Origin of the sequence: Pseudomonas sp. JBR1, from assembly GCF_028198185.1 — a bacterium.
GTDB classification, from domain to species: Bacteria; Pseudomonadota; Gammaproteobacteria; order Pseudomonadales; family Pseudomonadaceae; genus Chryseomonas; species Chryseomonas oryzihabitans_E.
This window is the reverse complement of sequence record NZ_CP116340.1, coordinates 4372458-4386695: the sequence shown is the minus strand read 5'-3', so window position 1 is coordinate 4386695 and position 14238 is coordinate 4372458. Positions and strand designations below refer to the sequence as shown.

Here is a 14238-nt window from a genome sequence, read left to right as displayed (position 1 = left end):
TTACATCATGCCGCCCATGCCACCCATGCCGCCCATGTCGGGCATGGCCGGGGCTGCGTCGTCTTTCGGCAGCTCAGCCACGATGGCTTCGGTGGTGATCAGCAGACCAGCGATGGAGGAAGCAGCCTGCAGCGCGCTGCGGGTCACCTTGGCCGGGTCGATGATGCCGAATTCCAGCATGTCGCCGTATTCGCCGGTAGCAGCGTTGTAGCCGTAGTTGCCGCTGCCCTGCTTGACCTTGTCCAGCACGACGGAGGCTTCGTCACCGGCGTTGGTCACGATCTGGCGCAGGGGGGCTTCAACAGCGCGACGCAGGATGTTGATACCGGCGTTCTGCTCTTCGTTGATGCCTTTCAGATCCTTCAGCGCGTCCAGGGCACGGACCAGAGCGACACCGCCGCCAGGCACCACGCCTTCTTCCACAGCAGCGCGGGTAGCGTGCAGGGCGTCTTCGACGCGGGCTTTCTTCTCTTTCATCTCGACTTCGGTGGCAGCGCCAACCTTGATCACGGCAACACCGCCGGCCAGCTTGGCCAGACGCTCTTGCAGCTTCTCTTTGTCGTAGTCGGAAGAGGTTTCTTCGACCTGGGCACGGATCTGCTTGATACGGGCCTGGATGTCGACCTCGACGCCAGCGCCGTCGATGACGGTGGTGTTTTCCTTGTTCAGGACCACACGCTTGGCTTGACCCAGGTGTTCCAGGGTGGTGCTTTCCAGGCTCAGGCCGACTTCTTCGGAGATGACGGTACCGCCGGTCAGGATGGCGATGTCCTGCAGCATGGCCTTGCGACGATCACCGAAGCCCGGAGCCTTGACGGCTGCGACCTTGACGATACCGCGCATGTTGTTGACCACCAGGGTGGCCAGGGCTTCGCCTTCGACGTCTTCGGCGACGATCAGCAGCGGACGACCGGCCTTGGCAACGGATTCCAGCACCGGCAGCAGTTCGCGGATGTTGGAGATCTTCTTGTCGACCAGCAGCAGCAGCGGGCTGTCCAGCTCGGCCGACATGGTGTCGGGCTTGTTGATGAAGTAGGGCGACAGGTAGCCACGGTCGAACTGCATGCCTTCGACGACGGACAGTTCGTTTTCCAGGCCCGAGCCTTCTTCGACGGTGATGACGCCTTCTTTACCAACCTTCTCCATGGCTTCGGCGATGATGTTGCCGATGCTGTCGTCGGAGTTGGCGGAGATGGTGCCTACCTGGGCGATGGCCTTGCTGTCGGCGCAGGGCTTGGACAGGTTCTTCAGCTCGGCGACAACGGCAGCGGTGGCCTTGTCGATGCCGCGCTTCAGGTCCATCGGGTTCAGGCCGGCGGCCACGGACTTCAGGCCTTCGGTCACGATGGCTTGGGCCAGCACGGTGGCGGTGGTGGTGCCGTCACCGGCAGCGTCGTTGGCCTTGGAGGCCACATCTTTCACCAGCTGGGCGCCGATGTTCTCGATGCGATCCTTGAGCTCGATTTCCTTGGCGACGGAAACGCCGTCCTTGGTGATCAGGGGAGCACCGAAGCTACGCTCCAGAACTACGTTGCGGCCTTTCGGGCCCAGGGTAGCCTTGACAGCGTCGGCCAGGGTGTTGACACCGGTCAGCAGTTTCTTGCGCGCGGAGTCACCGAATTTGACGTCTTTTGCAGCCATGTTCTGTTTCCTCTAAGAAATTCGAAAAGTGAGTGGAGATCAGCCTTCGATGACGGCCAGGATTTCGGACTCGGCCATGACCAGCAGTTCTTCGCCATCGACCTTGATGGCGTTGCTGCCGGAATAGGGACCGAAAACCACCTTGTCACCCACTTTTACTGCCGGAGCACGGACATCACCGTTGTCCAGCACGCGTCCAGTGCCTACGGCAACCACTTCACCGCGGTTCGGCTTTTCGGCAGCCGAGCCCGGCAGCACGATGCCGCCAGCGGATTTGGTCTCTTCTTCGCTGCGACGGATCACAACGCGATCATGCAGAGGACGAAGCGCCATTGTCGTATCTCCCAAAGTTCTGAGTGTTTCCAGCGCCGATGACTGCATCGGCAGTTTGTTTTAACCGGCTGCGCCGGGTGCGCCCCATCCATGACAGAGCGCGAAACCTGCTCGCCTTGCGGCGACAACCTTGCGGTGTCCGCTACATGAGGTTGTCGCCAGGCATTTCAAGGGTGGACGGTAATTTTTTTAGCGCTTTTGCTCATCGCGGTGGACCACTTCACCCTCGATCACCTCGGGGCGATGAGAGGCGCCCTGACCAGGCCCCGGCTGATAGCCCTGGGCACCGGGATTGCGCCGGGTCACGCGGCCGATCACCGCGCCCAGCAGCGCCTTGCGAGTCACGGGCAGAAGGCAGACGAGCGCCAGGATGTCGCTGATGAAGCCCGGAAAGATCAGCAGGGCACCGGCGATTGCCAGGGTAAGGCCCTGGATGACCTCCTGCTCGGGCATCTGCCCCTGGGCCAGGCGCATGCGGATGCGCCAGAGGGTGGTGAAACCGGCGACGCGCAGCAGGGCGACGCCGACCAGAAAGCTCAGCAGCAGCAGGGCGAAGGTGGCGAGCACGCCGATTTCGCTGCCGATCTTGATGAGTACGGCCAGTTCCACAAAGGGGAACAGCAAGAAGAGTAAGGCGGTCACGCGCATCTCAGGTCCTTCACGGTAGAAACCGGTTGAAAGACAGGAGATGGAGGCGGCCACGTCGATTTCAAGGTGGGCATGTGGTGCCCCATAGAAATGCAAAGGCCGCGAAAATCGCGGCCTTGACGGGCTGGCAGGCACTTAGGGAAACATGACGTTACCAGGAGACGCCGACACCCGCGGTGTACTCGGTCTGGTTGACGTTGCCCTGGGCACCACTGGTGAGTTCCTTGGACGCCTTGAGGTTCAGCGATGCCCAGTTGGTCACCTTGTATCTCAGGCCGACATCACCGTCGAAGGTCAAGTTGGCGGTGTTGTCCAGCGGCCGACCCAGTTCACCGTTGGTGAAGAACTGGATGGTCTGTCCGTACAGATACCGGTTGTAGTCCCACTTCACGCTCGCCGACAGGAACTGGTCGGAGCCGCCATCCGAGTACTCGTAGCGGTTGTGGTTAAGCAGGCCGGTCAGGGAGAAGGAGCCCAGCTCGTTATCCCAGAACTGGTAACCGGGACCGGTACCCAGGGTGCGCTGCTTGGCCAGATCCTGGATCCAGTCGCGCTTGTATTCCGCGCGGCCCTGCCAGAAGAATTTCTCATCGAAGAAGCGATCCAGGGCGTACTGCAAGCCGTACTTGCTGGTCGAGACCACGTCGTCGGTCTTGTAGCGGTCGTAGCTGCCGTTGGCGTTGTGCCGCCACATGCCGTGCCGGGCCTGGGTCTTGAAGTCGATATCGTACTTCTCGCTGTCCTGGGACGAGCTGATGTAGTCCAGGCCGGCGTCGATGTTGCCTTTCCAGGCGAAGTCGCGCAGGAAGGGACGCGGCGGCACGATCTGGGTGATGCTCGCCAGCGGCACGGTCTGCTGGCCGTCGGCGGTGCTGACCACTACCTGGCCGTCTTCGGCCGGCTTGAGGCTTTCCACCGGGAAATCGGGTTCGTACTTGCCGCGCTGGACGATGACGGGCTTGTCACGTTGCAGGGTCTTGATCTTGTCCCAGGACAGGGGAATGTTGCCGCCGTATTCGGTCTGCAGGAGCAGCTTCTTGCTGTCGAGCAGCTTGATGGTTCCGGTCAGGCGATCGCCATTCTTGAGCCAGACGGTGTCGGCATGGGCGAAGGAGGCGAGTGACAACAGCGCGAGCGAGGAAAGGAATCGAAAACGCATGGGCACCAGGACACCTTGGGTGGACTTGGGTGGAAAGGTAACGAAACGAGAGGAGCGCGATTATCCGGGTGCCAGAGGCCCGCGCAACTGTTACTGGGTAAAAGTTAGGCAAGTTTCCGGAAATACCGCCCAAAGGTCTGACGTCTTGTGAGAAAGCAGCAGCTCGACACGTTTCAGCACCACCGTAACCAAACTTTTCGGCACACTGGCACTCTCTCCCGGAGCAGCAGGGCATCATGACCACGTCCCCTCCCCCCGATCCGCGTCACCAGGCGGTTTTCCAGGCGCTGGCCGCCATTCCTGCGGGGCGGGTGGTCAGCTATGGCCAACTGGCGGAGCTCGCCGGCCTGGGCCGAGGCGCACGCTGGGTGGGCTGGGTGCTGGGTCGGCTGCCGGAGGGCAGCGCCCTGCCCTGGCATCGCGTCATCGCCGCGGATGGCCGGCCGAGCCTGACCCGCGACAGCCCTTCCGGTCAGGCGCAGCGCGAGCGGTTGCGGGCCGAGGGCGTGCTGTTGCACGAGGACCGGGTGGACATGCGTCGGTACCGGTGGAATCCAGTTGAGAGTGTCGAGTAGAGTGCGCGTTTTTTCCGAGCCCAAGGGCATGTTTGCACGTTTCTGGCGCGAAGCCGTCACCACCTACAAATCCAAGGCCTGCCTGGCCCTGCTGCTGCTGGGTTTCGCTGCGGGCCTGCCAGCCATGCTGGTGTTTTCCACCCTCTCGGTCTGGTTGCGCGAAGCGGGGGTGAGTCGCGAGACCATCGGCTACGCCAGCTGGATCGGCCTGGCCTATGCCTTCAAGTGGGTGTGGTCGCCCATGCTCGATCTCTGGAAGCTGCCGTTGATCGGCAAGCTCGGCCGTCGACGCTCCTGGCTGGTGCTGTCGCAGATCCTGGTGGGCCTGGGGCTGGTTGGCATGGCGCTGTGCAATCCGCAGCAGCACCTGGAGCAACTGATCGCCCTGGCGGTCCTGGTGGCCTTCGCCTCGGCCACCCAGGACATCGCCGTGGACGCCTACCGCCTGGAGATCGCCGACGACGAGCGCCAGGCCGCCCTCGCCGCCTGCTACATGACCGGCTATCGCATCGCCGCCCTGCTGGCCAGCGCCGGCGCCCTGTTTCTCGCCGAGGAGCTGGGCTCGTCCCGCCTCGATTACAGCCAGAGCGCCTGGGCCACCACCTACATGCTGTTCGCCCTGCTGGTCCTGCCGGGACTGGTCACCAGCGTCCTGATTCGCGAGCCGGAGCCGGTCGCGCCCATGGCCATGGCGGAATCGCGCTTCGGCTTCAACCACCAGCTGGTGGCGGTCGCCCTGCTGCTGGTGATGCTGATCTCCATCCCGGCCGCCATCAATGCCGCCATCGCCCAGGCCTGGCCGCGCGCCCTGCTCTACAGCCTGTTCATCGTCGGCTGCCTGTCGCCCTGGGGCCGCTACTGCTCCAAGCCGCTGAGCGATCTCATGCGCCGCATGCGCGAGCCCCTGCGGCTGCGTGATGCGGCCAATGCCGAGGAATTGCCGCGCTTCGACTTCGTGCACCAGATGGTCTCGGTGATCCTGTTGATCGTGCTCATCGTGGCCGCCACTGGCGGTCTGTCCGCCCTGGCCGGCGGCTACTGGCCGCGCGGCCTGATGTACGGCCTGATCGTCTGGCTCTGCCTCACCGCCCCCGGACGCCGGCTGATGGCACCGGTGCTGACGCCCATCACCGAGTTCATCCAGCGCTACCAATGGCAGGCGCTGCTGCTGCTTGGCCTGATCTCCACCTATCGCCTGTCGGACACGGTCATGGGCGTGATGGCCAGCGTCTTCTATATCGACGTGGGCTATAGCAAGGAAACCATCGCCGGCGTGAGCAAGATCTTCGGGGTGTTCATGACCCTGTTCGGCGCCGGGCTGGGTGGCGTGCTGATCACCCGGGTAGGGATTCTGCCGATTCTCTTTCTCGGCGGCGCCGCCTCGGCGCTGACCAACCTGCTGTTCGTGGTGATCGCTTCCACCGGCGCCAACGTGCCGCTGCTGATCGCCACCATCTGCGCCGACAACGTCAGCGGCGGCATGGCTACCTCGGCCTTTGTCGCCTACCTGTCGAGCCTGACCAACCTCAGGTTCTCGGCAACCCAGTACGCCATGCTCAGCTCGCTGATGCTGCTGTTGCCGCGCCTGCTGGGTGGCTATTCGGGTGCCATGGTGGAGCACGTAGGCTACAGCTCGTTCTTTTCGCTGACCGCGCTGATGGGGGTGCCGACGCTGCTGCTGATCGCGGTGCTCTGGCTGCGCCAGCGGCGCGATCCCGCCGTCATCAAGACCGGCGGGAACTGAGCGAGAGACTCAGGCGGCGGGGGTGGACTCGCCGCCCTCGTCGGCGACCGGAGCGGTGTTGGCGAAGTGCACCACCCGCTGCGGGAAGGGAATGCCGATGCCCACGGCGCCCAGGCGGTCGCGGACCTGCTCATTGAGCATGAACATCATCGGCCAGTAGTCGCCGCTGGCGGTCCAGAAACGCAGCGACAGGGTGATGGCGCTGTCGCCCAGGGCCGATACCACCACCTCGGCAGCCGGATCCCGATGCACCCGCGGGTCTTCCGCCAGCGCCAGCAGCACCTCACGGCCCTTCTGCAGATCCGCCTCGTAATCCACACCGACATCGAAGATCACCTTGCGCTTGGGCTGACGCGAATAGTTGGTGATGATCCCGTTGGACAGATTGCCGTTGGGAATGGTGACGGTCTTGTTGTCACCGGTCAGCAGGATGGTGTGGAAGATCTGGATGGAATTCACCGTGCCGAGCACGCCCTGGGCCTCGATGAATTCACCGACGCGGAAGGGGCGGAAGGTCAGGATCAGCACGCCGCCGGCGAAGTTCGACAGACTGCCTTGCAACGCCAGACCCACGGCCAGACCAGCCGCACCGATGATGGCGACAAAGGAGGTCGTGGCGATGCCGATCATGGACGCGGCGCTGACCGCCAGCAGGATCTTGAGGATGATGCTGACCAGGCTGCCAAGGAAACTCAGCAGCGCCGGATCGGCGCCATGGTGCGACGCCAGGCTGCTGACCTTGCTCGAGACCTTGTTGATCAGCCACCAGCCGATGGCCAGGGTCAGCAGCGCCAACAGTACCCGGCCGGAATACTGCAGGACGATGGGTAGCCAGCCCGCGGTCAGCGCCAGCAGGTGGTTGTATTGGTTTTCGATATCCAAACGGCGTCTCCTGTTACCTCTTCGATCAGATGTCGCCGCGCTCGGGGGCGACCCTAAAGGGAGTCAGCTCAATCACGGAAGTTCTGGTATTGCAGCGGCATGCCCAGCGACTGGCCACGCAGCAGGGTGATGACCTCCTGCAATTCGTCGCGCTTCTTGCCGGTGACGCGCACCTGCTCGCCCTGGATGGCGGCCTGAACCTTGATCTTGCTGTCCTTGATCAGGGCGACGATCTTCTTCGCCAGCTCCTTGTCGATGCCCTCGCGCAGGGTGGTCTCCTGCTTCACGGTCTTGCCGGAGGCATAGGCATCCTTGACCTCCAGGCACTGGACGTCGATCTTGCGCTTGGCCAGGTTGACCTTGAGAATCTCCAGCATCTGCTCGAGCTGGAAGTCTGCATCGGCAGTGAGGGTCACGGTCAGGTCCTTGGCCTCGAAGCTGCCCTTGCCACGCAGGTCGTAGCGACGATCAAGGTCCTTGATGGCGTTGTCGACGGCGTTGGTGACTTCGTGCTTGTCCAGCTCCGATACCACGTCGAAGGAAGGCATGGATTTTCTCCTCGGTTGCGATGGGGCAGCCTTGACGCTGCAGCCTGACCGACCATTATAACGACTGGCCTTCTTCTGCAGGAATCCGACCATGCCCCGCGAACCCATCCTGGAGTCACAGCTGTGAGCTGGCACGTGCTGGGCGCCGGCAGTCTCGGCGGACTCTGGGCAGCGCGCCTGTTCCGTGGCGGCGAACCGGTCCGCCTGATCCTGCGCGATCGCACCCGCCTGGCGCAGTATCGCGCCGGTGGCGGACTGCGCCTCACCGAAGGCGACACGACCAGTCTCTATCCGCTGCCCGCCGAAACGCCCGAGGCGGGCAATCCGATCCGCCGGTTGATCCTGGCCTGCAAGAGCTATGACGCCGAGGACGCCATCGCCAGTGTCGCCGCGCGCCTGGAACCGGAAGCTGAGGTCCTGCTCCTGCAGAATGGCCTGGGTAGTCAGGACGCCGTGGCGGCCCGCGTACCACGGGCGCGCTGCCTGAGGGCCAGCACCACCGAGGGCGCCTTTCGCGAGACCGACTTCCATGTGCTGGCGGCCGGCGCCGGCCAGATCTGGATCGGCGACCAGCTCGGCAGCCATACCCCACCGCCCTGGCTAGATACGCTCACCGACCTGGGCTTTCCGGTACGCTGGACGGACGACATCGATGCCCGGCTGTGGCGCAAGCTGGCGATCAACTGCGCCATCAATCCGTTGACCGTGCTCCACGGCTGCCGCAACGGCGAACTGCGCCAGCATCTGGCGGAGGTGGCGGCGCTTTGCGACGAACTCACCGCCCTGCTGGATGCCATGGGACTCGCCCCGGCGGCCCAGGGACTGCAGCAGGAGGTCGAGGCGGTGATCACCGCCACGGCCCACAACAGATCCTCGATGCTGCAGGACGTGGAGCGCGGCCAGCGTACCGAGGTGAGTTACCTACTTGGCCATGCCCTGCCGATCGCCGGACGGCTGCGCCTGCCGGTGCCGCATCTGGCCGAGCTGCAGCAGCGGCTCCAGGCCAGGCTCGCGGAGCGCGGATTGCCCGAGAACTAGCTGCGGGCTACCCTGCCCGCTTCCCTGTTGCCGCGGCTGCCCCATGATCCTCGCCAAACGCCTGAAGAACCTCCCGGTCGGCCGCAAGTTGCTGGCCGCCCTGCTGGTGATGATGATCGCGGTGCTGGTGGTGGCCAACGTGACCTTCATCAGCGCCGCCTACTGGATCTCCCAGGAAAGCGTGGCCCCCCAGGCCCTGCAGACCCTGGGCCGACTGTTCGCCAGCCCGGTGCTCAGCCGCGAGGTGCTGGCCTCGCCGGCGGCGGCCGAGGTGCAACTGCGGCAGCTGGAGGGCTATGCACCGCTGCGCCTGGCGGCCGTCTACGACAGCCAGGGCCAGCGCCTGGCCGAGTTGCACAACGGCGATCGCCTGCAGGTACCCGCGCGTTTCGAAGACCTGCAGACCTGGCGCCTGCGTGAATTCCGCACCAATCTGCTGGTGGAACTGCCCCGTCCCGAAGGGGCGCCCGGGCATCTCCTGCTGGTGGCCAGCAGCGAACTGCCAGGGGCCTTCTATCGCGGCACCCTCACCGCCAGCCTGGCGATCCTGACCTTCAGCATCCTGCTCTGGCTGGTGGTGGCGCGGCAGATCAAGCGGCTCATCACCCTGCCGATCCGCGAATTGGAAGAGCTGTCGCGCCAGGTGACCCGGGAGGAAAACTATTCGCTGCGCGCCAGCAAGGGCAGCGAGGACGAGCTGGGGCGCCTGGCGGAATCCTTCAACACCATGCTCGGCCGTATCCAGGGCCGCGAGCAGCAGCTCAAGCGCGCCCGCGACGACGCGCAGTACGCAGTGCTGCAGGCCCAGAGCCTGGCCGAGGAGACCCGGCGCTCCAACCGCAAGCTGGAACTGGAAGTACAGGTCCGCGGCAAGATCGAGAAGAAGCTCACCGGTTTCCAGAACTATCTCAACAGCATCATCGATTCCATGCCTTCGGCGCTGATCGCGGTGGACGAGCAGTTCTACGTCACCCAGTGGAACCAGGAGGCCACCCACCTTTCCGGCACCCAGTTGGACGAAGCCCTGAACCAGCCGGTGTTTCTCGCCTTTCCCTCGCTCAAACCCTTCCTGCCGCAACTGAGCCGCACCGCCGAACTCCTGCGGGTGGAAAAGGTGGAACGGGTGACCTGGGCACTGACCGACACCCCGCGTCACTACACCCTCACCTTCTACCCGCTGATGGGCGGCGCCGGGCGCGGCGTGGTGATCCGCATCGACGACATCACCCAGCGCCTGAACATGGAAGAGATGATGGTGCAGTCGGAAAAGATGCTCTCGGTCGGTGGCCTAGCGGCCGGCATGGCCCACGAGATCAACAATCCCCTGGGCGCCATCCTGCACAACGTGCAGAACATCCGTCGGCGGCTGTCCCCGGAGCTGCCGAAGAATCTCGAGCAGGCCGCCGAATCGGGCGTCGAGCTCAATGCGGTGAACTGCTACCTGGAGAGTCGACAGATCCCGCGGCTGCTCGACGGCATCCACCAGGCCGGCAGCCGTGCGGCCAAGATCGTCAGCCACATGCTCGCCTTCAGCCGCCGCAGCAATCGCAAGATGGAAGCCAGCGAACTGCCGCCGCTGATCGACCAGGCCATCGAGATCGCCGGCAACGACTTCGACCTGGCAGAGGGCTTCGACTTCCGTACCCTGTCCATACTCCGCGAATTCGATCCGGCGCTGGGACCGGTGCCGGTGATCGCCAACGAGCTGGAGCAGGTGCTGCTCAACCTGCTGAAGAACGCCGCCCAGGCCATCCACCTGCGCGACGACGAGGAAGAAGGCGAATACGGCCGTATCACCTTGCGCACCCGGCTGCGTGGCGGCTGGGCCGAGATCCAGGTGGAGGACAATGGCATCGGCATCCCCGAGGACATCTGCAAGCGCATCTTCGAGCCCTTCTTCACCACCAAGGAAGTGGGCCAGGGCACCGGCCTGGGCCTGTCGGTGTCGTACTTCATCATCACCAACAACCACAAGGGGCAGATGGAGGTGCACTCCACGCCCGGCGTAGGGACCTGCTTCACCCTGCGCCTGCCCCTCGTCCAGGCCGATTTTGATTCCGTCTAAGACCTTGCCAGGAGCCGCGCCATGGGTTTTCGCCTCACCGAGATCTACACCCGCCAGGGCGACACCGGCGACACCGGCCTCGCCGACGGCAGCCGGGTCCCCAAGGACCATCCGCGCATCGAGGCCATTGGCGCGGTGGACGAACTCAACAGCGCCCTGGGGCTCTTGCTCGCCGAACTGGCCGAGGATGCGCGCCTTGCCGAGGTGAGCGAGGCCCTGGCGCCCTGCCAGCACCGACTGTTCGATCTCGGCGGTGAACTGGCCATGCCCAGCTATCGTGCCCTGCAACCGGTGGAGATCGAGCGCCTGGAAGGCGCCATCGATCACTGGAACACCGAGCTGGGCCCGTTGGAGAACTTCATCCTGCCCGGCGGCTCCCGCGCCGTGGCCCAGGCCCACGTCTGCCGCACCCTGGCGCGCAGCGCCGAGCGGCGCTGCCGTAGCCTGCACGCGGTGGAGCCGCTGGAGGGCCAGGGCCTGCCCTATCTCAATCGCCTGTCCGACCTGCTGTTCGTCGCGGCGCGCATCGTCGCCCGCCGCCAGGGGGTGAACGAGGTGCTCTGGCAGGCCGCACGGCCATGAGCGCGCCAGCAGCGCCACCCGTGCGCCGCCACGAAGGCCTGCTCGCCCTCTGGGACGGCCTGATCCTGATCCTGGTCTGCGTGAACCTGGCACTGATCCTGTTCGACAGCCTCTATGCCCTGGGGCCGCTCAACCAGGCCCTGGCCGCCGTGCTGCCCGGCTTCCACGCCTTCTATGGCGAACGCATCCACGCCCACTTCACCCACATCGACCTGGTGTTCGTCGCCTTCTTCATCACCGACGTGCTGCTCGGCTGGCTGGTGGCGGTGGTCGAGCGCCGTCACTCACGCTGGTACCACTACCCTTTCATCCACTGGTACGACGTACTCGGCTGCATTCCCCTCGGCGGCTTCCGCCTGCTGCGCGCCCTGCGCATCATCTCCCTGCTCCTGCGCCTGCAGCGCCTGGGGCTGATCGACATGCGCCACTGGCGGCCCTACCAGTTCTTCGACCATTACTACCAGTTGCTCATGGAGGATCTGTCGGACCGGGTGATGATCAAGATCTGCGGTGAGTTGCAGGACGAGCTGAATACCCGCGACGACTTTTCCCAGAGCGTGATCGATCGCGTCATCCGCCCACGCAAGCAGCGCTTGATCGACGGCATGGCGCAGCGCATCCAGGCGATGGTGGAACAGGGCTACACCCAGAATCGCGCCACCCTGGAACGGCTAGTAGGGGACGTGGTGCAGCGCGCCCTTGACGAGAACCCCGACCTCGCCCGACTCAAGCGACTGCCCATGGGCGACCGGCTGGCCGACACCCTGGACGGGGTGCTTACCGACATCGTCAATGGACTGGTGCGGGAGGCGGCGGCCAGCCTGCATACCCGGGACTTCCGCGCCCTGGCCAGTCGCCTGGCCGATCACGGCTTCGATCAGAGCCTGCCCAGCGGCGCCCAGGACAATGCCCTGGACGAGGTGCTGGTGGAAATCCTCGAAGTCTTCAAGCAGAAGGTCCTGCAGCGCCGGCTCGCCCAACTCGATGGCGAGCTCTGGCCCCAGGAGTGGCAGCGCAGCGAGATCGATCCGATCAACGCGCCCCGGCGCTGATCTGCTGCTGCAGATTCTGCACCTGGGTCTGCAGGGTGGTGATGTTGCGGGTGGTCTGCAGGCGGAAGGAGTCGAACTCCTTGCTGTCCGGCCCCACCGGGCGGGCGTCCAGCTCGCTGCGCAGCACCAGCAAGTCCTGCTGCATCTCACCCAGCGCTTGGCTCTGGGCGCTGGGCTTCTTCAGCGCGGCGATGTCGGCCTGCAGCGCCTTGTTCTGAGCGCCAAGACTGGCGACCTGCTCGGCCAGGCTGCTGGTCTGGGCCAGGCCGTTCTTCAGCGCGGCCTGCTCCTCCGCCAGGGCCTTGAGACGGCTTTCCACCTCGCCGCTACCGCTCTGCACGGTTTGCACCGCGCTGGAGAGGTTTTGCAGACGGTTGTCCTGCGCCTGCTGGTTGTCCGTCACGCCCTGCTGCTGGCGAGTCAGCTCGGCGACCTTGGTCTGCAGCGTCTTGACCTGCAGCAGCAAGGCCTCGCGGCTGGTAGTGCCGGAGGATTCGCTCTCCACCAGCTTGCCGGAGATATCTCTCAGCCGCCCCTGGGCGTCTTCGCTGATGCGCGCGAAGTTTTCCTGGGTGGCCACCACCTGTTCCTGCATCAGCACCAGCTGCTGATGGCTCCACCAGGCGACGCCGGCCAGCGCCAGGGTCAGGGCGGCGACCAGCACCCACAGCGGCGCGGTGGAAGGGCCACGGCGCACCGGGCGGGCGTGACCGGCAGCGGGTTCGCGATAGACCTCTTCGGCTTCGACCGGTCGACGACCACCGGGACGGCGATCGTCGCGCTCCGGGGTCAGACTCGGGACGTTATCCATTTCATCGAGAAGATCGTTGCGCATGGCAGACCTGTGAGCAAAGGCGGAAAGACGAAATCGCGGCCAGTATAACGGCCGTCAGCGCCGACGCGAGGCAGCCCGCGCGCGGATTCGCCCCGGGAGCGTGCGCCGAAACGCAGTCTGCGTCGATAGCAAAGCGCCAGCATGCCATACCTTTACGGCCAGTTGGTTCTCGCTAAACCGGGCCACTGCGAGCCACAGGCGCACGTGGCCGGTAATCTTCCAGGGCACTCCAGGAGCTGGCTCGTGGGCGATAGCCGAAGGCCTCCTGGGCGGCGCGAATGTCCAGGGTGAAGGGCCTGTCCAGCAACTCGGGCCAGCGCGAGTCATGGCGCGGTGTCCGCAGCCGCGCATAGAGCTGGCGAGGTGCAAAGGCGTGCTGCTCAGCCACCGGCGGCAACTCGAAACGCCGCAGCAGGAAGTTAATCGCATCCCAGCACACCAGCGGCTCGCCATCGCTGAGATTGAAGACCTTGCCGTTGGCCGTGACCGGCTGCGCCAGCAGCAGGGTCACCAGGGCCTGGCGCAAATTGCCGGCGCTGGTGAAGTCCCAGCGATTGAGGCCATTGCCGGTGCGCGCCAGCTGTTTGGCCTTGGCTCTTTCCAGCAACCAGCGTGCCCATTCGCGGTCGGCCAGGCCCAATACCTGGGCTGGCCGTAACACCGTGACCTGAGGACCGAATTCGCCGGCGGCCAGCACCAGGCGCTCCAGTTGCAGCCGCCGTTGGGCCTCGCTGCCCTTGGGTTTGGCTGGCACCTGGTCTTCCTTGAGGGCCTCGCCCCCGCGCTCGTAGACCCGGGCGGAGGAAACATAGAGGAATTGCGCGACCTGCTGCTGCAGGGCGGCTTCGATCAGCACCTGGCCATGATCCAGATCGGCTGCGCTGGGCACACCCGCCACGTCGGTGCAGTGGGCGATGGCGTCGATGTCGTCGCACAGCGCCACCACCTGCTCGGGCTGGTCGAGCAGGGCGGGACGGTACTCGGCGCCGCGCTCGACCAGGGCATCCAGGGTCGCCCCCGGACGGCCGTGCACCCGCACCAGCTGGCCGCGGTCGAGCAGATCGCAGGCCAGGCCTGCACCGAGCGCCTCGCTGGCACCGGTGATCAAGATACGCATATCGCTGGGATTCCCTGGA

At 65.0% G+C, this 14238-nt stretch carries 14 protein-coding genes; 6 read left to right on the top strand and 8 right to left on the bottom strand.

All coding sequences use genetic code 11. The features are described from left to right. The 4 genes from groL to PJ259_RS20320 all read right to left on the bottom strand — a co-directional run bounded on the left by groL (position 1) and on the right by PJ259_RS20320 (position 3781). Positions 1-1641 carry a chaperonin GroEL gene (gene groL / locus PJ259_RS20335; protein ID WP_017640087.1) on the bottom strand — a complete coding sequence of 547 codons (1641 nt, stop codon included), beginning with the start codon at positions 1639-1641 and terminating at the stop codon, positions 1-3. A gap of 39 nt (positions 1642-1680) precedes the next feature. Next, on the bottom strand, positions 1681-1974 hold the full coding sequence (locus PJ259_RS20330; protein WP_007161933.1) for a co-chaperone GroES: 294 nt from the start codon (positions 1972-1974) through the stop codon (positions 1681-1683). A 189-nt stretch (positions 1975-2163) separates the two neighbouring features. Then, the gene (locus tag PJ259_RS20325; protein WP_059313696.1) at positions 2164-2622 is read right to left on the bottom strand and encodes an FxsA family protein; all 459 of its coding nucleotides are present in this window, start codon (positions 2620-2622) and stop codon (positions 2164-2166) included. A gap of 151 nt (positions 2623-2773) precedes the next feature. Continuing rightward, entirely contained in the window at positions 2774-3781 is a 1008-nt protein-coding gene (locus tag PJ259_RS20320; protein WP_059313695.1) for a DUF481 domain-containing protein, read from the bottom strand. Positions 3782-4017: 236 nt separating this feature from the next. Between PJ259_RS20320 and PJ259_RS20315 the strand changes: the two genes are divergently transcribed. Continuing rightward, a complete protein-coding gene (locus tag PJ259_RS20315) occupies positions 4018-4356 on the top strand; it encodes an MGMT family protein (RefSeq protein ID WP_271653970.1) in 339 nt (112 codons plus the stop codon). Between the two features lie 28 nt (positions 4357-4384). After that, complete coding sequence (locus PJ259_RS20310) at positions 4385-6100, top strand: AmpG family muropeptide MFS transporter (RefSeq protein WP_271653969.1); 1716 nt, start codon at positions 4385-4387, stop codon at positions 6098-6100. Positions 6101-6109: 9 nt separating this feature from the next. Here the strand turns inward: PJ259_RS20310 and PJ259_RS20305 are convergent, their stop codons facing one another. Continuing rightward, on the bottom strand, positions 6110-6955 hold the full coding sequence (locus PJ259_RS20305; protein ID WP_442964904.1) for a mechanosensitive ion channel family protein: 846 nt from the start codon (positions 6953-6955) through the stop codon (positions 6110-6112). A 95-nt stretch (positions 6956-7050) separates the two neighbouring features. After that, complete coding sequence (locus PJ259_RS20300; protein WP_271653967.1) at positions 7051-7530, bottom strand: YajQ family cyclic di-GMP-binding protein; 480 nt, start codon at positions 7528-7530, stop codon at positions 7051-7053. A gap of 123 nt (positions 7531-7653) precedes the next feature. Between PJ259_RS20300 and PJ259_RS20295 the strand changes: the two genes are divergently transcribed. Genes PJ259_RS20295 through PJ259_RS20280 form a run of 4 tightly spaced genes read left to right on the top strand, consistent with a single transcriptional unit; the run spans position 7654 to position 12267 of the window. Continuing rightward, positions 7654-8568: a putative 2-dehydropantoate 2-reductase gene (locus tag PJ259_RS20295; protein WP_271653966.1), complete on the top strand. Its 915-nt coding sequence runs from the start codon at positions 7654-7656 to the stop codon at positions 8566-8568. A gap of 43 nt (positions 8569-8611) precedes the next feature. Continuing rightward, positions 8612-10633 (top strand): sensor histidine kinase, encoded by a 2022-nt coding sequence (locus PJ259_RS20290; RefSeq protein ID WP_059313690.1) that lies wholly within the window; start codon positions 8612-8614, stop codon positions 10631-10633. A gap of 21 nt (positions 10634-10654) precedes the next feature. After that, positions 10655-11215 (top strand): cob(I)yrinic acid a,c-diamide adenosyltransferase, encoded by a 561-nt coding sequence (locus PJ259_RS20285; RefSeq protein WP_271653965.1) that lies wholly within the window; start codon positions 10655-10657, stop codon positions 11213-11215. After that, positions 11212-12267, top strand: coding sequence for an ion transporter (locus tag PJ259_RS20280; RefSeq protein ID WP_271653964.1), 1056 nt, complete (start codon positions 11212-11214; stop codon positions 12265-12267). Before PJ259_RS20285 ends, PJ259_RS20280 begins: the two co-directional genes overlap by 4 nt. On the opposite strand, the gene PJ259_RS20275 is transcribed toward PJ259_RS20280, so the two are convergent. Further along, entirely contained in the window at positions 12248-13102 is an 855-nt protein-coding gene (locus PJ259_RS20275) for a hypothetical protein (protein ID WP_059313687.1), read from the bottom strand. The genes PJ259_RS20280 and PJ259_RS20275 overlap by 20 nt on opposite strands. A 172-nt stretch (positions 13103-13274) precedes the next feature. Then, entirely contained in the window at positions 13275-14219 is a 945-nt protein-coding gene (locus tag PJ259_RS20270) for an NAD-dependent epimerase/dehydratase family protein (protein WP_271653963.1), read from the bottom strand. Between the last annotated feature and the right edge of the window lie 19 nt (positions 14220-14238).

What these genes read in the sequence shown, in the direction of transcription:
- PJ259_RS20300 (WP_271653967.1), bottom strand. Translation starts at nt 7,530, where the DNA reads ATGCCTTCCTTCGACGTGGTATCGGAGCTGGACAAGCACGAAGTCACC.
- PJ259_RS20290 (WP_059313690.1), top strand. Translation starts at nt 8,612, where the DNA reads ATGATCCTCGCCAAACGCCTGAAGAACCTCCCGGTCGGCCGCAAGTTG.
- PJ259_RS20330 (WP_007161933.1), bottom strand. Translation starts at nt 1,974, where the DNA reads ATGGCGCTTCGTCCTCTGCATGATCGCGTTGTGATCCGTCGCAGCGAA.
- PJ259_RS20325 (WP_059313696.1), bottom strand. Translation starts at nt 2,622, where the DNA reads ATGCGCGTGACCGCCTTACTCTTCTTGCTGTTCCCCTTTGTGGAACTG.
- PJ259_RS20275 (WP_059313687.1), bottom strand. Translation starts at nt 13,102, where the DNA reads ATGCGCAACGATCTTCTCGATGAAATGGATAACGTCCCGAGTCTGACC.
- groL (WP_017640087.1), bottom strand. Translation starts at nt 1,641, where the DNA reads ATGGCTGCAAAAGACGTCAAATTCGGTGACTCCGCGCGCAAGAAACTG.
- PJ259_RS20320 (WP_059313695.1), bottom strand. Translation starts at nt 3,781, where the DNA reads ATGCGTTTTCGATTCCTTTCCTCGCTCGCGCTGTTGTCACTCGCCTCC.
- PJ259_RS20285 (WP_271653965.1), top strand. Translation starts at nt 10,655, where the DNA reads ATGGGTTTTCGCCTCACCGAGATCTACACCCGCCAGGGCGACACCGGC.
- PJ259_RS20270 (WP_271653963.1), bottom strand. Translation starts at nt 14,219, where the DNA reads ATGCGTATCTTGATCACCGGTGCCAGCGAGGCGCTCGGTGCAGGCCTG.
- PJ259_RS20315 (WP_271653970.1), top strand. Translation starts at nt 4,018, where the DNA reads ATGACCACGTCCCCTCCCCCCGATCCGCGTCACCAGGCGGTTTTCCAG.
- PJ259_RS20310 (WP_271653969.1), top strand. Translation starts at nt 4,385, where the DNA reads ATGTTTGCACGTTTCTGGCGCGAAGCCGTCACCACCTACAAATCCAAG.
- PJ259_RS20280 (WP_271653964.1), top strand. Translation starts at nt 11,212, where the DNA reads ATGAGCGCGCCAGCAGCGCCACCCGTGCGCCGCCACGAAGGCCTGCTC.